The 23,406-nt window shown below is 75.0% G+C and carries 16 protein-coding genes; 13 read left to right on the forward strand and 3 right to left on the reverse strand.

What is annotated here, in order from left to right; genetic code table 11:
* The 3 genes from ACIQTO_RS20685 (at position 1) to ACIQTO_RS20695 (ending at position 4,824) form a co-directional block, all read left to right on the forward strand.
* Positions 1-3,036, forward strand: a complete 3,036-nt coding sequence (locus tag ACIQTO_RS20685) for an acyltransferase family protein (protein ID WP_402389831.1) — start codon at positions 1-3, stop codon at positions 3,034-3,036.
* Between the two features lie 202 nt (positions 3,037-3,238).
* On the forward strand, positions 3,239-4,003 hold the full coding sequence (locus ACIQTO_RS20690) for a DUF5995 family protein (protein ID WP_402389833.1): 765 nt from the start codon (positions 3,239-3,241) through the stop codon (positions 4,001-4,003).
* A 104-nt stretch (positions 4,004-4,107) separates the two neighbouring features.
* On the forward strand, positions 4,108-4,824 hold the full coding sequence (locus tag ACIQTO_RS20695) for a flavodoxin family protein (RefSeq protein ID WP_402389836.1): 717 nt from the start codon (positions 4,108-4,110) through the stop codon (positions 4,822-4,824).
* A gap of 33 nt (positions 4,825-4,857) precedes the next feature.
* Here the strand turns inward: ACIQTO_RS20695 and lanL are convergent, their stop codons facing one another.
* From lanL to ACIQTO_RS20710, 3 genes are all read right to left on the reverse strand, one after another.
* Positions 4,858-7,476, reverse strand: a complete 2,619-nt coding sequence (gene lanL / locus ACIQTO_RS20700; RefSeq protein WP_402389839.1) for a class IV lanthionine synthetase LanL — start codon at positions 7,474-7,476, stop codon at positions 4,858-4,860.
* A gap of 2 nt (positions 7,477-7,478) precedes the next feature.
* Entirely contained in the window at positions 7,479-7,646 is a 168-nt protein-coding gene (locus tag ACIQTO_RS20705; protein ID WP_380572126.1) for an SflA family class IV lanthipeptide, read from the reverse strand.
* A 407-nt stretch (positions 7,647-8,053) separates the two neighbouring features.
* Positions 8,054-9,280 (reverse strand): serine hydrolase domain-containing protein, encoded by a 1,227-nt coding sequence (locus ACIQTO_RS20710; protein WP_402389841.1) that lies wholly within the window; start codon positions 9,278-9,280, stop codon positions 8,054-8,056.
* A gap of 391 nt (positions 9,281-9,671) precedes the next feature.
* Here ACIQTO_RS20710 and ACIQTO_RS20715 point away from each other — a divergent pair, with 391 nt between their 5' ends.
* The 10 genes from ACIQTO_RS20715 to ACIQTO_RS20760 all read left to right on the forward strand — a co-directional run bounded on the left by ACIQTO_RS20715 (position 9,672) and on the right by ACIQTO_RS20760 (position 23,406).
* Positions 9,672-10,358: a Tat pathway signal sequence domain protein gene (locus tag ACIQTO_RS20715; protein ID WP_402389843.1), complete on the forward strand. Its 687-nt coding sequence runs from the start codon at positions 9,672-9,674 to the stop codon at positions 10,356-10,358.
* Between the two features lie 471 nt (positions 10,359-10,829).
* A complete protein-coding gene (locus ACIQTO_RS20720; protein ID WP_402389846.1) occupies positions 10,830-12,272 on the forward strand; it encodes an MFS transporter in 1,443 nt (480 codons plus the stop codon).
* A 156-nt stretch (positions 12,273-12,428) separates the two neighbouring features.
* A complete protein-coding gene (locus ACIQTO_RS20725; protein WP_402389849.1) occupies positions 12,429-12,728 on the forward strand; it encodes a hypothetical protein in 300 nt (99 codons plus the stop codon).
* Positions 12,725-13,672 (forward strand): acyl-ACP desaturase, encoded by a 948-nt coding sequence (locus tag ACIQTO_RS20730; protein WP_402389851.1) that lies wholly within the window; start codon positions 12,725-12,727, stop codon positions 13,670-13,672. Before ACIQTO_RS20725 ends, ACIQTO_RS20730 begins: the two co-directional genes overlap by 4 nt.
* A 202-nt stretch (positions 13,673-13,874) precedes the next feature.
* A complete protein-coding gene (locus ACIQTO_RS20735; RefSeq protein WP_402389854.1) occupies positions 13,875-14,270 on the forward strand; it encodes an acyl-CoA thioesterase in 396 nt (131 codons plus the stop codon).
* A 70-nt stretch (positions 14,271-14,340) separates the two neighbouring features.
* Complete coding sequence (locus ACIQTO_RS20740) at positions 14,341-15,939, forward strand: AMP-binding protein (protein ID WP_402389857.1); 1,599 nt, start codon at positions 14,341-14,343, stop codon at positions 15,937-15,939.
* Positions 15,940-16,073: 134 nt separating this feature from the next.
* The gene (locus tag ACIQTO_RS20745) at positions 16,074-16,742 is read left to right on the forward strand and encodes an enoyl-CoA hydratase/isomerase family protein (protein ID WP_402389859.1); all 669 of its coding nucleotides are present in this window, start codon (positions 16,074-16,076) and stop codon (positions 16,740-16,742) included.
* A 596-nt stretch (positions 16,743-17,338) separates the two neighbouring features.
* Positions 17,339-18,370, forward strand: a complete 1,032-nt coding sequence (locus tag ACIQTO_RS20750) for a hypothetical protein (protein WP_402389862.1) — start codon at positions 17,339-17,341, stop codon at positions 18,368-18,370.
* Positions 18,371-18,463: 93 nt separating this feature from the next.
* Entirely contained in the window at positions 18,464-20,374 is a 1,911-nt protein-coding gene (locus ACIQTO_RS20755) for an HSP90 family protein (RefSeq protein ID WP_402389864.1), read from the forward strand.
* A gap of 2 nt (positions 20,375-20,376) precedes the next feature.
* A complete protein-coding gene (locus ACIQTO_RS20760; protein ID WP_402389867.1) occupies positions 20,377-23,406 on the forward strand; it encodes a hypothetical protein in 3,030 nt (1,009 codons plus the stop codon).

The following is a 23,406-nucleotide window of genomic DNA, read 5'->3' on the forward strand; positions in this document are numbered from 1 at the left end:
ATGTCCCCGACCACGGGTCCGGACCTCCTGCCGGACACCTACACCATTCCCGGTCCGCCGCGCGGCGGCTCCGGCTCCCGGGGCTCCGGCAGCCCGGGGCCGGGCTCCCGCGAGGCCGGCTTCCGTCCCGACATCGAGGGCCTGCGCGCGGTGGCGGTCCTCGCGGTGCTCGCCTTCCACGCCTCCGTACCCGGACTGGCCGGCGGCTTCGTCGGCGTGGACGTCTTCCTCGTCGTCTCCGGCTACCTGATCACCGGCCTGCTGGTGCGCGAGGCCGTCACCACCGGCCGGATCCGGCTGGGGGAGTTCTTCTCCCGCCGGGCCCGCCGGCTGCTGCCCTCCGCCGCGGTGGTGCTCGGCGCGGTCGCGTTGGCCGGCGCCTGGCTGACCGTCCCGCTGCGCCGCGCCGACCTGGAGCACGACGTGCTCGCCGCGGCGCTCTCCGTCGCCAACTGGCGCTTCATCTCCGAACAGACCGACTACCTCGCGGCCGGGCGCGACCCGAGCCCGCTGCTGCACTTCTGGTCGCTCGCGGTGGAGGAGCAGTTCTACCTGTTCTGGGCGCCGCTGGTCGCGCTGATCGTGTTCCTGGCGGCCCGGGCGGTCCGCCGCGGCCGGGCCGTCCGGACGGCGGCGGCCGTGGTCGCCGGAGCGCTGACGCTGGCCTCCTTCGCCCTGTCGCTGCACTGGACGCGGGGCTCGGTCTCGCTCGCCTACCTCGGCACGCCGTCCCGCGTCTGGCAGTTCGGGGTCGGGGCGCTGCTCGCCCTGCTGCCCTGGCACCGGCTGCGCGGACCGCGCCCGCTGCGCCTGCTCACCGGCTGGGCCGGGCTGCTGGCCATCGGCTGGTGCGTCCTCGCCTACGACGCCGGCACCCCCTACCCGGGGTACGCCGCGCTGGTCCCGACCGTCGCCACCGCCGCGATCATCCTGGCCGGGACGCCCGACCGGCGCGCCGACCGGGGGGCGGCCGCCCCCGGCCACGGGGTGGACCGGCTGCTGGGCCTGCGCGCCCCGCGCGCGATCGGGCGGCTCTCCTACAACCTCTACCTGTGGCACTGGCCGGTCCTGGTGCTCGCCGAGGCCCGGCTCGGGACGCTCGGCTGGCCGGCCAAGGTGGCGCTGAGCGCGGCGGCCGCGCTGCCCGCCGCGGCGGTGCTGCGCTGGATCGAGCAGCCGCTGCGCCGCAGCCGGACCGTCTCCGAACTCCCCAGGCGGGGGCTCTCGTTGGGGCTGACCGCGGTGATCGTCCCAGTGGTGCTGGCGCTGGTCGTCGGCACCGGGACGCTGCGACTGCTCGGCCCGGCCGGACCGGTGGACCTGCTCGGTCTGCCACCCGGTTCGCCCGACGGCACCTCGCTGCTGGTGCGCACCGCCGCCGCGCCCACGAGCGGCCCGGTCGTCCCGGCCGCGGCGCAGGCGCGCAAGGACTTCCCGCCGGACGGCGAGTGCGAGGTGGCGCCGAGCGCCGTCACCAGCCCCGCCTGCCTGTTCGGCGACACCACGAGCCCGGACCGGATCGTCCTGCTCGGCGACTCGCACGCCGGCCAGTGGTTCTCCCCGGTGCTGGCCATCGCCGCCCAGCGCCACTGGGCGCTGGAGGAGCTGGTCAAGCAGGGCTGCCCGCTGCCGGAACTCGACGTGGTCAACCCGCAGTTGGGGCGGACCTACTGGGAGTGCGACAGCTGGCGGACGGCCGCCCTGGAGCGGCTGAGGAGCGGGCCGAAGCCCAAGCTGATCGTCGTCTCCGCGCTCAACCGCTACACCGACGACCGCCGGGTCCTGCTGGACGGCTGGGAGCGGACGCTGGCGCCGCTGCGCGCGCTCGACGTGCCGATCGTCTACATCCAGGACACCCCGATCCCCGGGACGGACGTCCCGGCCTGCGTCTCCGGGCACACCGAGGATCCGGCCGCCTGCGAGTTCCCGCGCGGCCGGGCGCAGTGGCCCGACCCGCTCGCCGAGGAGATCGCCGCCGGGCGGATGCCCGGTGTCCGGTCGGTCGAGCTGAACTCGGTGCTGTGCCCCGGCGCCGGGCGCGGCTGCCCGGCCGTCCTGGAGCGCATCCTGCTCTACCGGGACGACGCGCACCTGACCAACGTCGCGGCCGTCGTCCTCACGCCCCGGCTCGACCGGCTGCTGACCGAGGCCGGGCTGGTGCCCGCCACCGGTGCTCCGGGCGGCGCCGCCACGGGTACCGGGGGCACCGACGGCTGGACCCCGGTGCTGCGGGACGACTTCGACGGCCCGGCCGGCAGCCGCCCCTCCGCCGACCACTGGCAGTACGACCTGGGCACCTGCTACCCGGGCTGCCCGGCCCCCCAGTGGGGCACCGGGGAGATCGAGACGATGACCGACTCGACCGCCAACGTCCGGCTCGACGGCCGGGGCGCGCTGGAGATCGTCCCCACCCTGGAGAACGGCCGCTGGAGCTCGGGCCGGATCGAGTCCCGCCGCTCCGACCTCGCGCCGCCGCCCGGCGGGGTGCTGCGGATCGAGGCCTCGATCGCCCTGCCCGACGTCACCGGGCCGGCCGCGGCCGGCTACTGGCCGGCCTTCTGGACCCTCGGCGGCGAGCTGCGCAACGGCTACACCGGCTGGCCCGCGATCGGCGAACTCGATGTGATGGAGCAGGTCAACGGCCGTGACTCGGTGTTCGGCACGATGCACTGCGGCACCCTGGACGGCGGCCCCTGCCAGGAGCCGAAGGGCCTCGGCTCGGGCGACCGGCCGTGCGGCGCGGACTGCCGCACCGGCTTCCACCGGTACGCGGTGGAGGTCGACCTCACCCCCGGAGCCGAGCAGGTCCGCTGGTACCTCGACGGCCGTGAGCACCACCGGGTGACGGCCGACCGGATGGACCGGGCGACCTGGGACAGGGCCGTCAACCACGGCCTGTTCCTGATCCTGAACGTCGCCGTCGGCGGCAACCTGCCCGCCGCGCTCGGCGCCACCCCCGGACCGGCCACCGAGCCCGGCCACCCGATGCGGGTGGACTACGTCGCCGTCTCGACCCGGGGAGGCAGCCGCCCCTGACCCCCGCCCGGCCGGAGGCCGCCCCAGCCTGTCGGCGGGGGCGGCCTCCGCGCGTTCCGGGCCCGGCCGCGACCGGGCGGTGGGCGGTTCGGGTGACGGGCGGCGGTGTGTCCGGGCTGCGCGCGGGCCCGGCGGCGGTGGCCGCTGTGTATACGTGGCAGTCGGGTCCGACCCCGCACTGACCGCTTCGGAAGGGATGGCCATGACCCAGTCGCACGCCAGGGCCGCGAAGAGCATCGACGAGGTGATCGGGCGGATGCGGGCGATCGAGGCCCGGCTGGACCCGGCGGACGGCGTGGCCTGCTTCAACCGGATGTACCTGCGGGTCGTCGAGCTGACCGGCCGGCAGCTCGCCGCGGGCTCCTTCCAGGACCGGGCGTTCACCGAGGGCCTGGAGGTGTTCCTCGCCCACCAGTACGTCGACGCGGTGGACGCCGCCGACGGGGGCCGCCCGGTCAACGAGGCCTGGCAGCCGCTGTTCGAGGCCCGGGGCGACCGGGCGGTCCGGCCGATCCAGTTCGCGTTCGCCGGGATGAGCGCCCACCTCAGCCACGACCTCCCGCTGGCCCTGGTGGCCACCTGCATCGAGCGCCGCACCACGCCGGACACCCCGCCGGTGCACGCCGACCACCTCAGGGCCGCCGAGCTGCTCGAACAGGCGGAGGCCGAGGCCCGCGCGTCCTTCGGGGCCGAACTCACCGCGCCGGACGCCCGGGCCGCCGAGTCGCTGCGGCACCTCGTCGGCAGCTTCTCCGTCGCCCGCGCCCTGGACGCCGCCTGGGCCACCACCCAGACGCTCTGGCACGAGCGCAATCTGCGCCCCTTCCACGACGCCACCCTGGCCGCCGTCACCGGCGGCGCGGTGCTGGCGGCGCGGCTGCTGGTCACCCCGGTCCTGCCGCCGGTCGAGCCGCCGGCCGAGTCGCCGGTCCTGCCGCCGGTCGAGCCGCCGGCCGACGAGGACTGACCCGCCCCGGCCGCCCCACTCGCGCGGTCGGCCCAGCCCGACGGGCGGCGCCCCGGCCGTGCGGCTGGACTGGTGGGCGACCGCCTCCTCCGAAAGGGCCGCCGATGTCCACCTCGCCCCGCACCTACGACGACCTGAGCGCGCTGGTCGTCAACTGCACCCTCAAGCGCTCACCCGAACGCAGCCACACCCAGGGCCTGATCGACATCAGCACCGGCATCCTGCAACGCCAGGGCGTCCAGGTCGACGTGCTCCGGGCGGTCGACCACGACATCGCCACCGGCGTCTGGCCGGACATGACCGAGCACGGCTGGGAGACCGACGACTGGCCGGTCCTCTACAGCCGGGTGATGGCGGCCGACATCCTCGTCCTGGCCGGCCCGATCTGGCTCGGCGACAACTCCTCGGTGATGAAGCAGGTGATCGAGCGGCTCTACTCCTGCTCCTCGCTGCTCAACTCCGAGGGCCAGTACGCCTACTACGGCCGGGTCGGCGGCTGTCTGATCACCGGGAACGAGGACGGCGCGAAGCACTGCGCGATGAACGTCCTCTACTCGCTCCAGCACCTGGGCTATGTGATCCCTCCGCAGGCCGACGCCGGGTGGGTCGGCGAGGCGGGCCCGGGGCCGTCCTACCTCGACGCGGGCTCGGGCGGTCCGGAGAACGACTTCACCAACCGCAACGCCACCTTCATGACCTGGAACCTGCTGCACCTCGCCCGGATGCTCAAGGACGCTGGCGGCATCCCCGCCCACGGCAACCAGCGCTCCGAGTGGGACGCCGGCTGCCGCTTCGACTTCGAGAACCCCGAGCACCGCTGAACGGCCGCCCCAGGTGGTGGCCTCCGGGACCGGTCAGCCGATGAGGCCGATCCGCCGTCCGCCCCGCTCGTGCAGGCGCCTCAGGAAGGACAGCACGCCGGCGGAGCCGCCGGCCCAGGTGGCGCTCGACCCGGTCAGGCCGGCGTCCGGGAACACCGGGCGGGCCGGGGCGCCGCCGCTGCGGCTCAGGATGATCGAGGCGACGGTCCCGGCGGCGTCCCGGAACTCCTCCGACCCGGACGCCCCGGCGACGTCCAGCAGCAGGTCGCCCACCCCCGACAGCCCGCAGCACTGGCCGGTCAGCGGCATACGGGGTACCAGGGCGACGCAGGTCCGCGCGGCCCGCCGGGCGAGGTCGAGGTGGCCGGGTTCGCCGAGGCGGTCGGCGGCCCGGACGAGCACCGCCCCGATCCCGGCCAGGCCCCGGCACCACGAGCCGTAACGGCGGGTCGCGCCCGGGAGGCCCGCCGCCGCGATGATGCCCGGGGTGAGGGTGGCGAGGTGCGCGCAGGCCTGCCGGGCCCGGCGGACGGCGGCGGGATCGCCGGTCGCGCTCGCGTACTCGACCAGGAAGTAGGCGACGCCCGCCTCGCCGTGCGCCAGCCCCTCGCGCAGGGCGGCGCTGCCGCTCGTGCCGGCGCCCGCGGGCGTCAGCCGGGCCCGGTCGGAGGCCAGCATGCGGGCGCACGCGGTGGCGACGGCGAGGTGCCGGTCGGCGAGCGGGGCGGCGCCGGCCGCGCGGGCGTGCCGGGCGAGCAGCAGCCGGCCGACGCCGATACCGGCGACGCCCTCGATCAGGTCCGCCTCCGGCGGTCCGCCGTCCGGCCCCCGGGTGGGCAGCGCCGGGTGGCCGGTCGGTCCGGCGGTGGCCGCCGGGTCCGCGTCCGCGCTGCCTTCCGCTGTCGCCGCTGCGGTCGATGTCGTCGCTGTCGCTGTCGCCGTCGCCGCCGTCGCCTCGGCGAGGAAGAGGTCGACGCCGGTGCGGCCCGCGTAGAAGCCCGGGGACAGGCTCCGGGCCTGGCCCGCCGTCCACCGGGCCAGGGCGTCGACGGCGTCGCGCACCCCCGGTCGGTGGAGGTGGTGAAGGAGCTCCAGACCGAGCCCGGAGCTTCCGCCGTAGACGTCGACCGGGGTCGGGATCTTCGCGCGGGCGGCGAGCACCGGGTCGGCGATCCGGTGGGCCTCGGTGACGCAGTACGCCGTCGTGTGGTCGATGATCTCCGCGAGCAGGTCGTCGTCGAGCCGGGGCCGGCCGGGCCCTTGGGGCGGCCGGGGAGCCCCGGAGGGCCGGAACACCCGGGGTGCCCCGGTGCGGAGCCGGTCGGCGCCGGCCGTCCGCACGACCGGGTCGAAGCTCGTCAACTCGGCGACGGCCGACCGGATCCAGCGTTGGTCCTCGCCCGGAAGCGCCCAGGCCAGGCCGGCGAGGGTGCGGTCCCGGTTGACGGCGGTGTCGGTGTCGACGACCACCGGGTCCATGCCGGTGGCGGCGAAGCAGAGGGTGGCGCCCAGGGCGTAGTAGTCGTCGGCGGGCTCGGCCGGTCCGGCGGCGCGGCGGACCGGGTCGCTGTAGCCGGGGGTCGAGCCGTCCGGACCGACGCCGGCCAGCGCGCTGATCCCGAAGTCGACCACCCGGCACCGGCCGCGGTCGTCGAGCACGACGTTGTCGGGCTTGAGGTCGCGGACGACCACGCCCCGGAGGTGGATCTCGTCCAGGACGTGGAGCAGCCCGGCGGCCAGCCCGGAGAGCGTGCGGGACGGACGGGCCGGGTCCTCGCGGTACGGGCCGTGCTCCTGGACGTCCCGCCGCAGGTCCCGGTCGCCGCAGCTGCTCATCACCAGGTACTCGTCCGAACGGTGCCGGAAGTAGTCGAGCGCGCGGGGCACCCCGGTGACGGTGTCGAGCGCGGCCAGGACCGCGCGTTCGTTGCGCAGCCGGTCGCGGGTGTCCGCGCCGGACTCGTCCTCGGCCACGAAGGCCCGCGCCTGCTTGACGACCACCGGCTCCCCGGTGACCTGGTCGACCGCGCGGTAGACGTTGCCCTGCGGTTTGCGCGCGATGCCGCGGGTGACCCGGTAGCGGCCACCGCCGAATCCGGGGGAGGCGAGCGGCCGGGGGCGGTGTTCGAAGGGGTCCTCGGCCCAGGGCGGGCACCGGTACGACCCGCCGGCCAGGCCGTCGAAGGCCCGGCCGTCCGGGCCCGTCATGACCGACTCCAGCCGCCCGCTCCGACCGGTCCGGTAGTCACCGGTGAAGGGGCCGTAGCGGTAGTAGACGGGGGAGTCCGGGTCGACCCGCCGATCGCTCACGACCTGCGGACCCTCCCGGCCGCGCAGCACGGCGACGAGTTCGTCGGCGAGCCCGACGACGCCACCGGGCGCCGGGTAGACGGTGACCGCCTTGCCGACGGCACCCGCGCTCGACGCGCCGGAGTTGAGCGCCCGCAGGGTGTCCGGGTTCCTGGCCCATTTCGCGTGGCAGACGTGTCGCAGCAGCACCGGCAGGACGAGGCCGGTCACGGCGTCCAGCTCGTCCGGCCGGGTGGAGACGTGCAGTTTCCAGCCGTGGTCCACCGCCGGCATCCGCGGATCGTTCAGGTACGACCAGGTGTCGTCGGACCACCCGCCGCGGCCGGCGATGGACCCGGTCACCGCTAGGAGTTGAAGTCGCAGGCGAAACGGGTGGTCGCGGTGACCCACGGGTCGGCGAGACACGCCGTGACCTCGTGGTCCTTGCGGTCGTCGTCCTCGAACAGGATGGCCTCGTCGTCGACCACCAGCGGACCCGCGTCGCGGATCTCGTCCATCATGGCTACGGGCATGTGACGCCTCCAGGTCTTGTCGTACGGCGGTACGTCGGTACGGCCGTACGTCCTGCGACGGCGGGGGATCCGGCCGTCGCGAAACCGCCGGGCCCGGTGGGGCCGGGGGTCCTGACCCCCGAAGGTAGGTAGGAATGATTGGCCTGACAAGGGGTCAGGACGCACGAGGTTCACGGGGTCAACACATGCGTGGAGGCCTGGTGTGCACCGTTGGGGCTCCCGGGGCCGCCGCGGCCCCGGCCGCCCCCGCCGCCGATCCACCGTTCGGGACGCAGGCCCGGATCGGCCTCTGCGCCCCGTCCCGGCCGGGTGGGCGGTGATCGCCAGCGGCTCCAACTCCTCCTGCTCCTACCAGGATCTGCGCCACCCCTGACCCGCGCTGCCGGGCGGCCGCCCGGCAGCGCTCCTCAGCGTCCGCCGCAGAACGCCTCCTCCAGGAAGGCCCGCATCGCGGTGAGCTGGGCCTCCTCGTCCTTCGCGTCGCCGCGGCCGGTGTAGGAGAGCGCGACCTGGCGGTCGGCCGTGCCCCAGAGCTGGGTGTCGTACCCGAAGATCCCGCCGTTGTGGCCGAGGACCGGCCCGCAGGAGAGCTGGTACCGGGCCAGGCCCAGGCCGTAGTCGAGCTGGTGCGACCCGGGCTCGGTCGGCACCGCGGAGGTCATCTCCCGCATCAGCCGCGGCGGCAGCAACCGCCCGTCGAGCAGGGCCCGTTCGAAGCGGGCCAGGTCGGCGGTGGTGGAGATCAGCTCCCCGGCGGCGCCGGCCCAGGAGGGGTTCTGCTCGGTGACGTCGACATAGGTCTTCCGGACCGGCGCCCCCTCCTCGACGATCGTCCAGTACCCGTGGGCGTGCGGGCCGGGGATCGTGCTCGCGGTGCCCGGGAACGAGCTGCCGGTCATCCCGAGCGGGCGCAGGATGCGCCGGGTGATCTCCTGGCCGTAGTCGTGGCCGGTGGTCTTCCCGATCAGCAGGCCGAGCAGCGCGTAGTTGGTGTTGGAGTACCGCCACTCGGAGCCCGGCGGGAAGTACGGCGGGTGGGCCGCCGAGGCCGCGACCAACTCCCGGGCGGTGACGGTGCGCTGGAGCCCGCCGTCGGCGTACCAGGCGCGGAACACCGCCGGGTCGAACAGCTCGGGGAAGATCCCGCCGCTCTCGTTGGTCGGATCCCACAGGCCCGAGGTGTGGTTGAGCAGCTGGCGTACGGTGATGTCCGCGCCGCCGGGCACCAGGCCGGGCAGGTGCTTCTCGACGGAGTCGTCCAGGTCGAGGCGGTGCTCGCCGACCAGTTGGAGCACGGTGGTGGCGACGAACATCTTGGTGACGCTGCCGGCCCGGAAGCGGCCGTCGGCACGGGCCGGCGCTCCGGTCGCCAGGTCGGCCACTCCCGAGGCGCCGCGCCAGACCCCGCGGCGGTCGTGGATCTCGGCGATCGCGGAGGCCGCCCCGGCGTCGGTCAGCGCCGTCAGGGCCTGCCGGCGCTTCTGGGCGGCGGAGCCCCGGTCGGCCTGGTCGTCGGCGGCGCCCGAGGAGTCGGCCGGCGGCGCGCCCGCCGGTGCCGCGAGCGCGGGGGCCGCGGGCGCGGCCAGGACGAGACAGACCGCTGCGGCCACGGCGTAGGCGAGACGGCGCTTCATTGGGTTCCTCCCCGGCTGTGGGCGGACCGCGTCCGCCTCCTGCCTCAGCCTTCCGGCCGCCCGCCGCCGGATCGTCACCCTGGCTGAGGAGCCGCCTCTCGGTCTGCGGAGGTATCCGGGTACGCCGCCGGAAGGAGGTCGGGTGCGTACCGACGCAGGTGGCCGCCGTGGACCGGGGAGGGTGGCGGGAGTCCAGCCCGGTCAGCGGTGCGGGCTCCGGGCCGAGTGTGCCGCGTTGCAGGCTTGTTGACGAAAAGTCAGCAAGTTGCCCCGCAATGCCTTGACGGTGCATCGACACGGTTCTACAACGTAGTCAGCTCCCCGATCCCCACCCCGGGAGCAGCGCGCGTTCGCCTTCTCCATTCCCCCTCATCGAGGAAGAGGCCCTGCCATGCGCCTTCGTCGTCACCGTGCGGTCGTCGTCACCGCCGTCCTCGCCGCGACCGCCGCCCTCGCGCTGGGCGCGGCTCCCGCGTCCGCGGCGCCCGGTCCCGTCGCCGCCACCGCGGTGCTGACCGCGGGCGGTACCGCGGTCGGAGTGGGCGACGCGCTCGCCGCGCCGCTCGCCGCGAACACCCGCGCCACCTTCTACTCGACCGCGACCAGCACGACCGGCGTCACCTGCGCCGTCTCCCAGCTCGCCGCCACGGTGCTGACCAACCCGGCCGCGCCCGGCACGGCGACCGAGTCGCTGACCGGGCTGACCTTCGGCTCCTGTACCAGCAACGTCACCGGGGTCACCTCGGTCCGCAGTCTGACGGTCGGCAACCTCCCGCACGTCGTCGCCGTCGACGACGGCCCGGGCCTGCCGGTCACCCTCACCGGCGGAGCCGCCGGACCGATCCAGGCCACCGCCGTGCTCAACAGCTGGTTCGGCACCCTCACCTGCACCTACCAGCTCAGCGGCGCGTTCACCGGCAACGCCGACAACGCCACCCACGGCATGGCCTTCCGCAACGAGCACTTCGCCAAGAGCGGCGGCTCGTCGCTCTGCCCCGCCGACGGCTACTTCTCCGCCGCGTACGCCCCCGTCACCGACACCACGCTGCCGGGTGGCCCCGCGGTCCTGGTCAACTGATCCGTGCCGCGGGCCGCTCGGCGGCCGGCCGCCGAGCGGCCCGCGGCACCGGCAGGCGTGGTGGCCGGCGGGAGGGGGCGAGGACGCTCCTCCCGCCGGTGTCCGGTGGCCGGGAGGGGATTGACACTGGCGGGTAACAAAGCGCAATCTGATCAGGCCCACCGGCGTGGGCGGGGTCGAGCGTGGCTGGTTCCGTGGTCAACACGCTTCGCGGTGCGATGAGTTGTGGCATCGCGCACTCGGCTCACAGGTGGGGGGACGACCGGTTCCGCCTGCCCGCACACGCCCCTGGGGTGTGCGGTGGGGGCGCGTCGAACAGGCGTGCCCCGAGGGGGAGAGGCGCGGGCTGGGGAGCCCGGCGGCTCGACGGCGGTGTGCGGGGCGCGGTCCGACAGGGGCCCGGTCCGCCGCGGCGCGGTGCCCCGGCGGCGCACCGATCGCTTGCCCCCGTCGCCCAGGAAGGACGCCCGTATGGCCGAACCGCCCGCCGCGCCCGTCAAGGGCCCCGCCGCCGTGGCGAGTCCGCCCGCCGGTCCGCCCGTGCGAGCGGTGCTGCTCTGTTGTCTCGGGGCCTTCGTGGCCTTCCTGGACAGCACCATCGTGAACGTGGCCTTCCCCAACATCGCCAAGACCTTCTCCGGCTCCGACCTGCCGACGCTCTCATGGGTGCTCAACGGCTACAACGTGGTGATCGCGGCCTTCCTGATGCCGGCCGGCCGGGCTGCCGACCGGCTCGGCTGCCGGCGGTCGTTCGCGGTCGGGCTCTCGCTCTTCACCCTGGCCTCGGTGGTCTGCGGCCTCGCCGGTTCGGCGGCGGTGCTGATCGCGGCCCGGCTGGTGCAGGCGGTGGGCGCCGCGATCCTGGTGCCGACCTCGCTCGCCCTGCTGATGCCGATGTTCCCGATGGCCCGGCGGCTGATCGCGATCACCATCTGGGGCGCGGCGGCGGCGCTGGCCGCCGGCATCGGGCCCGGCCTCGGCGGGCTGCTCGCCGAGCACTGGTCGTGGCGGGCGGTCTTCCTGGTGAACATCCCGATCGGGGTGCTGGCCGTGTGGGCCTCCCGGTCCCTCGCCGAGCAGCGCGAGCGTGGCGGTCCGACCCCGGACGTACTGGGCGCGGCGCTGCTCGGCGGCGCGCTCGGCCTGCTCGCCCTGGGGCTGGTCAAGGGTCCGGACTGGGAGTGGACGAGCACCGGCACCGTCGGCGCGCTGGCCGGTGGCGCGCTGCTGGCGGTGGCGGCGGTGCTGCGCAGTGGCCGCCATCCGGCGCCGGTCATCGCGCTGGATCTGCTCCGTTCGCGCGGGGCGATCGGCGGCAACCTCGGATCGATGCTGTTCTCGGTGACCTTCTACATGGTCATTCTGAACAACATTCTCTTTCTGACCGGGAATTGGCACTGGTCGCTGATCACGGCCGGGTTGGCCACCACGCCACCGCCGATCGCCACCGCGCTGGTCGCCCGCCCGGCGACCCGGCTCGCGGAGCGGTTCGGCGACCGCCCGGTGGTGATCGCCGGCTGCCTGACCTACGTCTGCGGGACACTGCTGTTGCTCCGGGGCGGTGGCCGGGGGCCCGACTTCCTCGCGCACTGGCTGCCCGGCGCGGTCGTGATGGGTACGGGGGCCGGCCTGGTCTGGCCGGTGCTGGGCGCGGTCGCGCTGGCCGGGGTCGAACCGGCCCGGCTGGCCACCGCGAGTGCGGCGAACGCGGCGTTCCGGCAGCTCGGGGCGGTACTCGGGACGGCCCTTGCGGTCTCCGTGGTGACCGCCTCGGCGGCCGACACGCTCGGTGCGGCGCGCGACACCTGGTACCTGGCGATCGGGTTCGCGCTCGCGGTCGCGCTGCTCGCCGCGGTGACGATCCGCCGGAGCCCGGCCGCGGCGGCGCCCGCCGATCTGGCGGGCGCCGGGTAATTCCGGTCGAATTCCGTGGCCGATTACCGATGCGAGCCCCCCGTTCCGGCCGGGGGCCCAGCGGTGCTGGCATTGGGCGTTTCTGACGATCCGTTAACTTCCTTGTAACTGTGATCACTTGGCCCGTTCAATCGCCAACTTGTATGATTCTGAGCCATGGTGACGCCCGAAGTTGAGACCTACATCCGGCAGAAATTCGGCGAGCACGCCGGCCTCGCGGACGAGGAAGTGTTCGCCGACGACGTGACGCTGGCCGAGGTGATCGGCCGCAGCCCCACGATGACCAACAGCATCGACCTGATGGAGGCGTTCGCCCGGACGGCCAACGGCCTCCGCAAGGACTACGGCGTGCGGGTACGGCTGCCCGCGCTGCCCCTGGACACCCCGACCCCGATGGTGCTGAAGGTGTTCCTGGAGGAGTTCGAGAAGCAGAAGGCGAAGGAGGCGGCCGCGTGAGCGTCACCGAGTCGGACCTCGCCGGTCCGGTCGTCCGGAAGGCCGTCGTCCCCGCCGAGCCGCCGGCCATCATCACCGACCTCTGGGACGCGCTGACGGTGCGCGGGATGTCCCTCGTCGACGTGACCTGGGAGCAGCAGCGGCTTCACGAGTCCCGTCGGTGGAGCGTCGTCGAGATGCTCTCCGCCGTCGACCTGGACAGCCTGACCCCGCTCGACCGCAACCTGGTCTGGAACGCCGGCCGGGCCGAGCTGACCACCAAGCCGGGCGCCGACCGCCTGGAGCGGCAGGCCGAGGCCGAGGTGCGCCGTTGGGAGAAGAGCAATCCGGCGCTCGCGGCGGTCATGGAGTCGTGCGGCACCTGGAGCCGCTACTGGAACGAGGAGGAGGCCCACCACGAGACGGTCTTCAACCGGCTGGCGGACGTCAGCGGGATGGAACCGATCGACGACGAGACCTTCCTCGCGTTCCGCAAGGTGTTCCCGGACGACGACATGCTGCGCACCCTGGTGCTGCTCGCGATCTCCGAGATCACGGCCGCCGTCAACTACGGCCAGTGCCAGCACGTGATCCAGGACGACGGCCTGCGCCGGATCTTCAAGCAGGTCGCGGCCGACGAGATCCAGCACCGCAACTACTTCGTCTCGTTCGCCAAGGCCCTGGTGGACAGCGGTGAGTACCACGCCAAGGACGCCTTCGCGGTGGCCCACCTCTTCCTCCGCGAGGACGGCGAACTCCTGGGCAGCGCCCGGGACCAGAAGGAGGACCGGGGTACCCACGTCAACTGGTGGGACCACCTGGACACGGCCGACACCGGCTACCGCCCCGAGGCGATCGAGAAGAAGGAGCAGCTGGTCTGCGGCGCTCTGAAGAAGATCACCGGGATCGAGGTGCACTCGCGCGAGGAGGTCGAGGACACCTGGATGGACCTCCTCGACAGCTGACGCCGGGCCCCCGCGGCTCCCGCACGGCGCCCCGCGCGCCGAGGGGACCCCGCCGGGGCGCCGGTGGGGGTGCGGCCGCCCGGCTCGGCCCACCCGCACGCCTCCCGGCCGCCCGGCCGGCCGCGCGTTCCCGGCCGCCCGGCCGGCCCTTTCGGCACGATCAAACGGACGGTCCGACGTGTTCTTCGGTGAATCACGCCTCATGCTCCCGGTGCGCCCCAACGACCTCGACGCGCTGGGGCACGTCAACAACGCGGTCGCGCTGGAGTACCTGGAGGCCGGGCGGTGGGACTGGCTCGGCCGGCAGGGGTTCGTCCACGGCGACCGGTTGATCGCGGTGGTCGCCCGCACCGAGATCGACTACCTGGCGGAGATCCCGCGCGGCCGGGTCGAGGTGCGGACCGTGCTCGCGTCGCCCTCGGAGGAGGAGTGGGACGAGGAGGGCATCACCTTCCGGGCCCGGTTCCGGCAGCGGATCCACCTGCCGGAGGCGGACCGGCCGGCGGTGGACGCGCTGGTGACGGTGGCCTTCCTGGACGCGCGGCAACGCTGCCTGGTCTCGCTCCAGGACTTCCTGGAAGCCTCCACGCCGGTCTGACGACACGCCAGGACGGCTTGTCCGCAGGCGCGGTGCAGTAGCCAATCGACGAACGACCAGGAGGGGACCGGTGCTCGAACACATCCAGCGCAACCAGGAGTGCCCGCCCGAGCGGGGGCTCCATCTGTACGAGAAGTACGGCGAGCCGGCGGAGTTCACCTCCTACCGGGACTTCCCCGAACAGATCGCCGCCTGCGCGGACTTCTTCCGGGACCAGGGGGTCGGACCGGGCACCCGGGTGGTCTTCCCGTTCGAGACGTCCGTCCCGGTGGTCTTCGCGTTCCTGGCGCTGATGGAGATCGGCGCGGTGCCGCTCTCGGTCAAGCCGTTCGTGCTGAACACGCCGAAGGCGGGCTACCAGGAGTTCCTGGCCCGGGTCGCGGCGGACTTCGACGCCGCCCGGATCCTCGACGTCCCCACCCTGGCCGACGTCGACCGGCCGGTCGAGGTGCTGGCGATGCCCCCGGCGGGCCTGCGCCGGGCCGGCGCCCGGCTGCGGACGCCCGGCGACGACGAACTGGCCTTCGTGCAGTTCTCCTCCGGGTCGACCTCCTTCCCCAAGGGCATCCCGGTGACGCACGGGCGGCTCCGGGCCAACCTGACCATGATCACCCGTACCGACGGCCGCCGGCCCGAGGAGCGGGTCAGCAGCTGGCTGCCGCTCTACCACGACATGGGGCTGGTCGGCGGCATGCTGTCCTGCTTCGCGGTCGGCTGCGACCTGCTGCTCGCCGAGCCGGTGACGTTCCTGTTCGACGCGCGCGGCTGGTGGGAGCACATGGGCCGGGAGGGGGCCGTCGGCACGGTCATCCCGAACTTCGCCGTCGACTACTCGCTCAAGCTGATGCAGGACCTCGACGCCGAGGAGATCGCCGGGATCGACGTCTCCGGGATGCGGTCGATCTACCTCGGCAGCGAGCCGATCAACCTGCCGAACCTGGAGGCGTTCCTCGACCTGATGGCGCCCGCCGGTCTGCGGCGCGACGTCTTCATGCCCTGCTACGGCATGGCCGAGGCCGTCCTGCTGGTGGCCAGCCGGCCGGTGGGATGCGAGGTCCGGGTGGCCACCTCGCCGTCCGGGGTCCCGGCGATCTCGGTGGGCCGGCCGATGGCGGAGTTCGCCGTCCGGCTGCGCGGCGAGGACGGGCGGGTCTGCGGCGAGAACGAGCTGGGTGAGATCGAGCTGGCCGGCGGCAGTCTCGCGGAGGCCTACTTCGACCGGCCGGGGTCGATCGGGGGGCCGGACGGCTACTACGCGACCGGCGACACCGGCTTCCTGGACGCCGGGGAGCTGTTCATCACCGGCCGGATCAGCGACCGGATCAAGGTCGGCGGCCGCAGCCTGTTCGCCGCCGACTTCGAGCAGGCGGTCGAACAGCTGCCGTTCGTCCGCGAGGGCCGGACCGCGGTCGCGCAGATCGGCACCCACATCATCGTCCTGACCGAGGTGGACCGCGAGGCCCGGGAGGACGTGCCGGGCACCCGGGCGCGGGTCGTCGAGCACCTGGTGCGGGCGATCGGCGTCACCGTGCGCGCGGAGGACGTGCACTACCTGAAGCCCGGGCAACTGCCGCGCACCAGCAGCGGCAAGCTGCAGCGGCGCGCGATCGTGGCCGCCTACGAGCAGGGGCGGCTGCAGGGGTTGACGCTGGCCGGGCCCGGGAGCTGACCCGGCGGCCGGGCCGGCGGCGCGGCGGCTCCCGGCCACCGCGCCCGTCGGCCGGCCGCCGTCGGCGGTCATCGGAGCCCCGCCCGCGGCCGCGGGCGGGGGACGTCACGACGCACGACGCGAAGGAGCGACGCATGCCGAAGCTGGAGCGGGACGGCGAGGTCTTCGTCCTGCATCTCGACCCCGACGACGAGAACCTGTTCCATCCGGACCGGCTCACCGGGCTGGAGGCGGCGCTCGACGAGGTGGAGGGCGCGCAGGGGCCGCGCGCGCTGGTCACGGCGGGCAGCGGCAAGTTCTGGTCGAACGGCCTGGACCTCGGCTGGCTGCTCGACCACGGCGACCAGTACACCGGCTACCTGGACCGGGTGCACGCGCTGCTCGCCCGGACGCTGGCCTCGCCGGTGGTCACCGTCGCGGCGCTCAACGGGCACACCTTCGCGGCCGGGGCGATGTGGGCGCTGGCCCACGACGTCCGGGTGATGCGGGCCGACCGCGGCTACTTCTGCCTGCCCGAGGTGGATCTGGACCTGCCCTTCCAGCGCGGCATGTCGGATCTGATCCGGGCCCGGCTGACGCCGCAGGCCGCGCACGAGGCGATGACCACGGGCCGCCGCTACGGCGGCGGGGACGCGCTCGCGGCCGGGATCGTCGACGAGGTCGCCGACCTCGACGGGCTGCTCGGACGCGCCGTCGAGCGGGCCCGCGCGCTGGCCGGCAAGACCCGGCCGGTCCGGGGGCAGATCAAGGAGACGCTGTACGCGGAGACGCTCGCCTCGCTCCGCACGCCGACGGCCGGGTGAACACCTGACGGCAGGCCGATCCCCGCGCGTACGGGGGCCGGCGCGCCGGTTGGCGGTACCCCGGGGCCGTCCGGCCCCGGGGTACCGCTGTTTCGTGGGGGCGGGGCTCCGCGTGGAAGGCCTCGCCGCCGGACCGGGCGGTGCGCGGGGCCCCGACGGCCGGGGGCGGGCCCAGCGGCAGGGCGGCTGCTCGGGTCGGCCGAGTGCGGGCCAGGGGCCGGCCGCGCACCGTCGCCGATCTGCCGCCCGCCCGCCGGCCCGGGCGCCGCGCTCGGCCCGGTGGGGGAGACCGCGGCCCGGGTGGGCCCGCCGGACGGCCTCGCGCGCGCCGTGCCGCCGGTCCGTCGAACAGCCCCGCCGGTCTCGGTGGCGGCCGGCCCCTCGCCCGCCCCTCGCCATCTCTGTGCCGGGCCCCGCACGGCGCCTCCGCCATTCGTCCGCCCGATACCGCACAGGGGTATGCCGACCCGTCGTGACCTGGGCTTCGAGCTCGGGCTGGCCGACGGGATGTCAGGTGCCCGTGATATGTACTGCCTCTGGGGCGGCCAGTGTGCGGCCATGTGAAAGATGCCAATGCTGTTCGAGGGGGCCACACCATGTCGTTCTTCCGACGCCGTTCCGGCGAGGGTGCCGCGGGAGGCGGAGCCGACGGCCGCCGGGGCTTCGGCTTCGGCATCGGCCGGCGCTCCGCGGCGCCCGCGGGCGTGCTGCCGGTGCTCGACCCGGCCGCCGGTGACGAGGAGCTGCGGCTGATGCTCGCCCACGCGGCCGCGGGGGACTGGGCCGCACTGCGCCCGGCCCTGGCCGCCGTCACGGACGGGGCCGAACTCACCTGGCTGCTGGTGGCCCTCTCCGACGTCGCCGGCGTGCAGGACTGGGCGGCCGAGGCCGCCGCCGCGCAGCCCGACGACGCGCTGCCGTTGCTGCTCTCCGGCGCCCGGCACGTCTCCTGGGCCTGGGAGGCGCGGACCCGTCAGCGGGCCGAGTTCGTCACCGAGGAGCAGTGGGAGCTCTTCCATCAGCGGCTGGACACCGCCGAGGAGCAGCTGTTCGCGGTGGCCGAGCGCGAGCCGCGGTGGCTCGCCCCCTGGTACTTCCTGCAGATCAGCGGCCGTGGCGTCTCGGTCGGTCCGGACGTCTCCCGGTACCGCTTCGAGGCCGCCCTGCGCCGCGGCCCCGGCCACCTCGGCTCGCACAAGCAGCGCCTCCAGCAGCTCTGCGCCAAGTGGGGCGGCTCGCACGAGGAGATGCACGCCTTCGCCCGTTCCGCGATGCTGGCCGCCCCCGAGGGCAGCCCGCTGGGTGAGCTGGTCGCCCTCGCGCACCTGGAGCACTGGCTGGACCTCCCGGACGGCGAGGACCACGCCTACCTGACCGGCCCCGCCGTGCTGGCCGAGCTGCAGGAGGCGCTGCGGCGCTCCGTGCTGCACGCCGACCATCCGCGCCCGCGCGGCTGGCAGGGCGCCTTCAACACCTTCGCGATGGTCTTCTCGCTGGCCGACCAGCCGAGGACGGCCCACCTCCTGTTCGAGGCACTCGACGGCGCCGTCACCGAATCGCCGTGGAACTACCTGGCCGGGGACCCGGTCGAGACCTTCCGCGTCCACCGCGACCGCTGCGCACGCTAGCCCACCGGCCCCACCGGCCCGCCGGCCCCGCCGGATCACCGGCCTGCGCCGGGCCGACCCCCGGCCGGCGCCCCGGACCTCCCGCCACACCCGATGCGATCGAAAGAGCCTGCGGTGTCCCCTTCCGAGAACCCGACGAGTGCGCACACCTTCCAGGTGGACCTGCGCGGCCTGGTGGGCCTGCTCTCCCACCACCTCTACTCCAGCCCCCGGGTCTACCTGCGCGAGCTGCTGCAGAACGCGGTGGACGCGATCTCCGCCCGGCAGGCGCTCGACCCGTCCGCGCCGGCCCGGATCACCGTCCACGCCGACGAGGACCTCACCGTCACCGACACCGGGATCGGTCTCACCGAGGCCGACGTGCACACCTTCCTCGCCACCATCGGCCGCAGCTCCAAGCGCGACGCCGACGGCCGGATCGACGGCGCCGGCCTGGCCCGCGCCCGCGGGGACTTCATCGGCCAGTTCGGCATCGGGCTGCTGGCCTGTTTCGTGGTGGCCGACGAGATCACCGTGGTCACCCGTTCCGCCGCCACCCCGGACGCGCCGGTCATCGAGTGGCGCGGCGGCTCCGACGGCCGCTACACCATTCGCACCCTGCCGTCGGAGGCCCGGCCCGAGCCCGGCACCACCGTCCGGCTGGCGCCGCGGGCCGACGCCGCCGAGTGGACCAGGTCCGACCGCGTCCTCTCGCTCGCCCGCGACTTCGGCAGCCTGCTGCGCCACGAGGTGACGGTGGTCGACGGCCGCGGCACCGCCACCCGGGTCAACCGCACCCCGCCGTGGGCCGAGCGGCACGGCTCCCCGCTGGCCCGCCGCGAGGCGCTGGCGGCGTACTGCCGCACCACGTTCGACTTCACCCCGCTGGACACCATCGAGCTGGACCTGCCGCTGGTGGGCCTGCGCGGCGTCGCCTACGTCCTGCCGGACGCCGTCCCGCCGTCCCGCCGCTCCGGCCACCGGGTCCACCTCAAGGGCATGCTGCTCTCCGAGCAGGCCGACGAACTCCTGCCGGACTGGGCGTTCTTCGTCCGCTGCGTGGTCGACACCGACAGCCTGCGCCCCACCGCCTCCCGCGAGGGCCTGTACGCGGACGAGACGCTCGCCGCCGTCCGGGACGCCCTCGGCGCGCGCATCCGCGACTGGCTCACCGGCCTCTCCGCCAGCGACCCGGCGCTGTTGCACCGCTTCATCTCGGTGCACCACCTCGCCGTCAAGGAACTCGCCCGCTATGACGACGAGTTGCTACGGATGCTGCTGCCCTGGCTGCCGTTCGAGACCACCGACGGCAACGTCACCCTGGACGAGTTCGCCCGCGCCCACCCGGTCGTCCTGGTGACGCGGACGGTCGAGGAGTTCCGCCAGGTCGCCCCGATCGCGGCCGCCGCGGGCCTCGGCGTCGTCAACGGCGGCTACACCTACGACCGGGACCTCGTCCACCGGCTGCCGGAGATCCGCCCCGGCACGTCGGTGGCCGACCTCGACCCGGGCACCGTGACCGCCCACCTGGACACCGTCGACCCGGCGGCCGAACTGGCCGCGGCGGCGTTCCTCACCGTCGCCCGCGAGGTGGTCGGCCGGTTCGACTGCGATGTCGCCCTGCGCAGTTTCCACCCCAGCAGTGCGCCCGCGCTGCTGCTGGACAACCGCGAGGCCCGGCACGAGCGCACCCGCGCCCAGCTCGCGGACGAGGCCGACGGGCTGTGGGCGGACATCCTCGGCTCGCTGCGCGCCGAGGTGCCCCGGGCCCAGCTGGTGCTCAACCACCTCAACCCGCTGGTCCGCCGGGCCGCCTCGGTCGGGGACCGCGAACTGACCGTCACCGCCGTCGAGGCCCTGTACGGGCAGGCCGTCCTGCTCACCCGCCGCCCGCTGAAGTCCAGTGAGAGCGCCCTGCTCAACCGGTCGTTCATCAGCCTGCTCGACCACGCCATGCTCGGCCACGAGTCGGCCGGGCGTCCGGCCGCCGGCCGTGACGCGGCCGACCCGCAGAAGGAGTCCTGACCGTGGACGTGCTGGACAGTGTCGACGCGGTGATGGCCGCGCTGCGCGAGAACGACGCCCGCCCGTACGGCCGGCAGCGGACCGTGACCGCCGAGGAACTCGTCGATGCCGCCGAGCAGTTCGACGACACCGCGATCCGGGCGATGGCCCTGCTGGAGCTGATGGAGGCCTACGAGTACGACGGTGAGCGCAGCAAGGCCCCGGTGGTCTTCGCCCGGGTGCTGAAGCTCTGGGACACCGACCGGGACGGCTTCGGCGAGTGGGCCGGCCAGCAGGTGTTCTGGCGGTTCAAGTGGGTGGCCACCGCGCTGCTCGGCACGCCCGACGTCCCGCTGGCCGCCGTCCGCCGCTGGCACACCGAGATACGCGACCGCTACCGCGACGCCGGGCACGGCCTGCAGCCCTACTACGCGCAGCGCTACCACCTGGCCGCGCACACCGGGGTCGACACCGAGAACGCCTTCGAGCTGTGGGCGGCCCGCCGGCGCGGCGAGCTGAGCGACTGCCGGGCCTGCGAGATACGCGCCCAGGCGGACCACCACGTACGGGCCGGGGACGACCGGCGCGCCCTGGAGGCCTGGCGGCCGGTCTTCGAGGGCGAGAGCACCTGCGCCGAGGAGCCCTACCTCAGCCACGCCCACGCGCTGCTGCCGCTGCTGCGCGAGGGCCGGCCGGACGAGGCGCGCTCCAGCCACCTGGTCGGCTACCGCTTCGCCCGGGGGAAGTCCGGGATGGCCCGCGCCGTCGGCCTGCACGTGGAGTTCTGCGCGCTGTCCGGGAACGAGCCGCGCGGTCTGGAGATCCTCGCCGAGAACCGCGACCTGTTCGCCGTCACCGGGGATCCGGCCGGCCGGCTCGACTTCCTGACCGGCGTCGAGGTGCTGATCGCCGGGCTGGCCCGGGGCGGCCACGGCGGGCTCACCGTCAGCGGCCCGCCCGGGACGGCCTGGACGGTGGATTCGCTCCTCGCCCACCTGCGCACCGAGGCGGACGCGCTGGCCGCCCGCTTCGACGCGCGCAACGGCACCGACGCGGTGAGTGCGCGCCGCCGGGTGCGGCTGGAGCGTCGCCCGCTGCTCGCCGAGCCGCTGGCGCTCGGGGTGCGGGCCGCGGCGGTGCCGGAGCCGGCGGCCGCGCCGGCCACCCCGCCGGTGCCGTCGCGCGCGCCCGAGCCGGAGCCGGCCGACTTCGCCGCGCTGGTCACCCGGGCCCGGGAGCTGGACCTGCTGGGCCACCCGGACGGGGACCGGCTGTGGCAGCGGGTCGCCGAGCGCTTCACCGCCGCCGACTACGTCCACGCGGAGGGTACCGGGGCCGGCAGCGCCGGGCGGTTGCGGGCCGAACTCGCCCAGCAGCGCGCCCATCTGGCGCTCGACGCGGACGACTGGTCGGGCGGCCGGGCCGCGCTGCTGGAGGCGGGCGGGCTGTTCGAGCAGGAGGGGCTGGCCGGGCAGGCCCTGATGGTGCGCACCCGCGCCCTGGTGGTGGAGCTCGGTGACGTCGAGGGCGCGACCTCGGACTGGCCGGCCCTGGACGCGGCGCTGGCCGCCGCCGAGGCGCTGCTGGCCGCCGGCGGGGAGCCCGGTGGCGGGGTGTCCGGTGGCGGGGTGTCCGGTGCCGGGGAGCCCGGTGGGGCGTCCGGTGCCGGGGAGCCCGGTGCCGGAGAGGCCGTCGGCGGGGCGGCCATCACGGTCGACGACTACCTGATCGTGCTGCAGTGCCGGGCCTTCGCGGCCCACCACGACCTGGTCCGGGCCCTGCCCGAGCCCCCGGCCGAGGCGGTGGAGCGCTTCGAGCGCGCCGTTGCCGCCTACCGGCGGGAGAGCACCGACCGGGGCTCGCTGCGCCGTTCGGCCACCGCCCGCCAGTACAGCGCGGACGTCGCGGCCCGGCAGGGGAACACCGCCGAAGCGGTGGCCGAACTGCGGGGAGCGCTGGCACAGTTGGACGCCGCCGAGCTGCCCTGGCAGACACCGCGGGTGCTCGGTCTGCTCGGCCAGGTGCTGCTGAAGGGCGGCGAGCAGGCCGAAGCCGTCGAGGTCTTCCACCGGGCGCTGGCCGAGGCCACCCGCTGGGCGGACGACTCGTACCCGTTCGGGGCGACGTACATGATGCTCGGCCACGCCTGTGCCCACCTCGGGGACAACGGCGCGGCCGTCCGGGCGCTCTCCCAGGCCGCGGCGCGGTTCGACCGGAAGGGTCCGGCGGGCGCCGAGGAGGCCGCCCAGGCCCGGCTCCAGCTCGCCGACCTGCTGCGGGACGCCGGCCGGGCGGCCGACGCGGTCGCCGTCCTGGAGTCGGTGCTGCTCGACCCGGCCGCTCCCGACCTGGACGAACGGATGCTCGCCCAGGCCCGGCTGGACCTCGCCCGCGGACTGTTCGCGCTGGAGGAGTTCCGCGACGCGGCGGAGGAGTACCTGCGACTCGCCGACGAGGTGGCCGGCTGGGAGGAGCGGCACACCCACACGGTGGTCGCCGGCGAGGCCGTGCTCGCGCTGGCCGAGGCGGGCCGCTGGGAGGCCGCCCACGCGGCCCGTGAGCGCGCCCTGGCCTCCCACGCCGAGGCACCGCGGCCGGACCAGATCGCCGGCATGCTGCGGGAGTTCGCCCGGCTCACCATGCGGGAGGAGGGCCCGGACGGGCTGGACTCGGCGCTGGAGCGGCTGGCCGAGGCGGATGCCGTCCGGGAGGCCGCCGAGCGCGACGGCGAGCCGCACGCGCCGTGGTACCTGCGCGGCGCCGCCCACTACGAGCGGGCCCGGGTGTACGCGGTGGCCGGGCGGTACGAGTCGGCGCTGGCCGAGGCCGAGCTGGCGGTCACCGCCTACGAGGCGGGCGGCGAGCCGGCCGAGACGCCGCGCGCCGAGGCCGTCCGGCTGGCCGGCCTGATCGAGGGCACCGACCTCGGCCGCACCGAGGCGGCCCGCGCCCGGCTGGCCGCCGCCGCCGAGCGCTGCCGGGGCTTCGGCCTGCACGAGGCGGCCGCCATCCTGGCCGGCCTGCGGGAGCGGATCGGTCAGCAGGAGCGGTGA

Origin of the sequence: Kitasatospora sp. NPDC091207 (assembly GCF_044768625.1) — a bacterium.
Lineage (GTDB): Bacteria > Actinomycetota > Actinomycetes > Streptomycetales > Streptomycetaceae > Kitasatospora.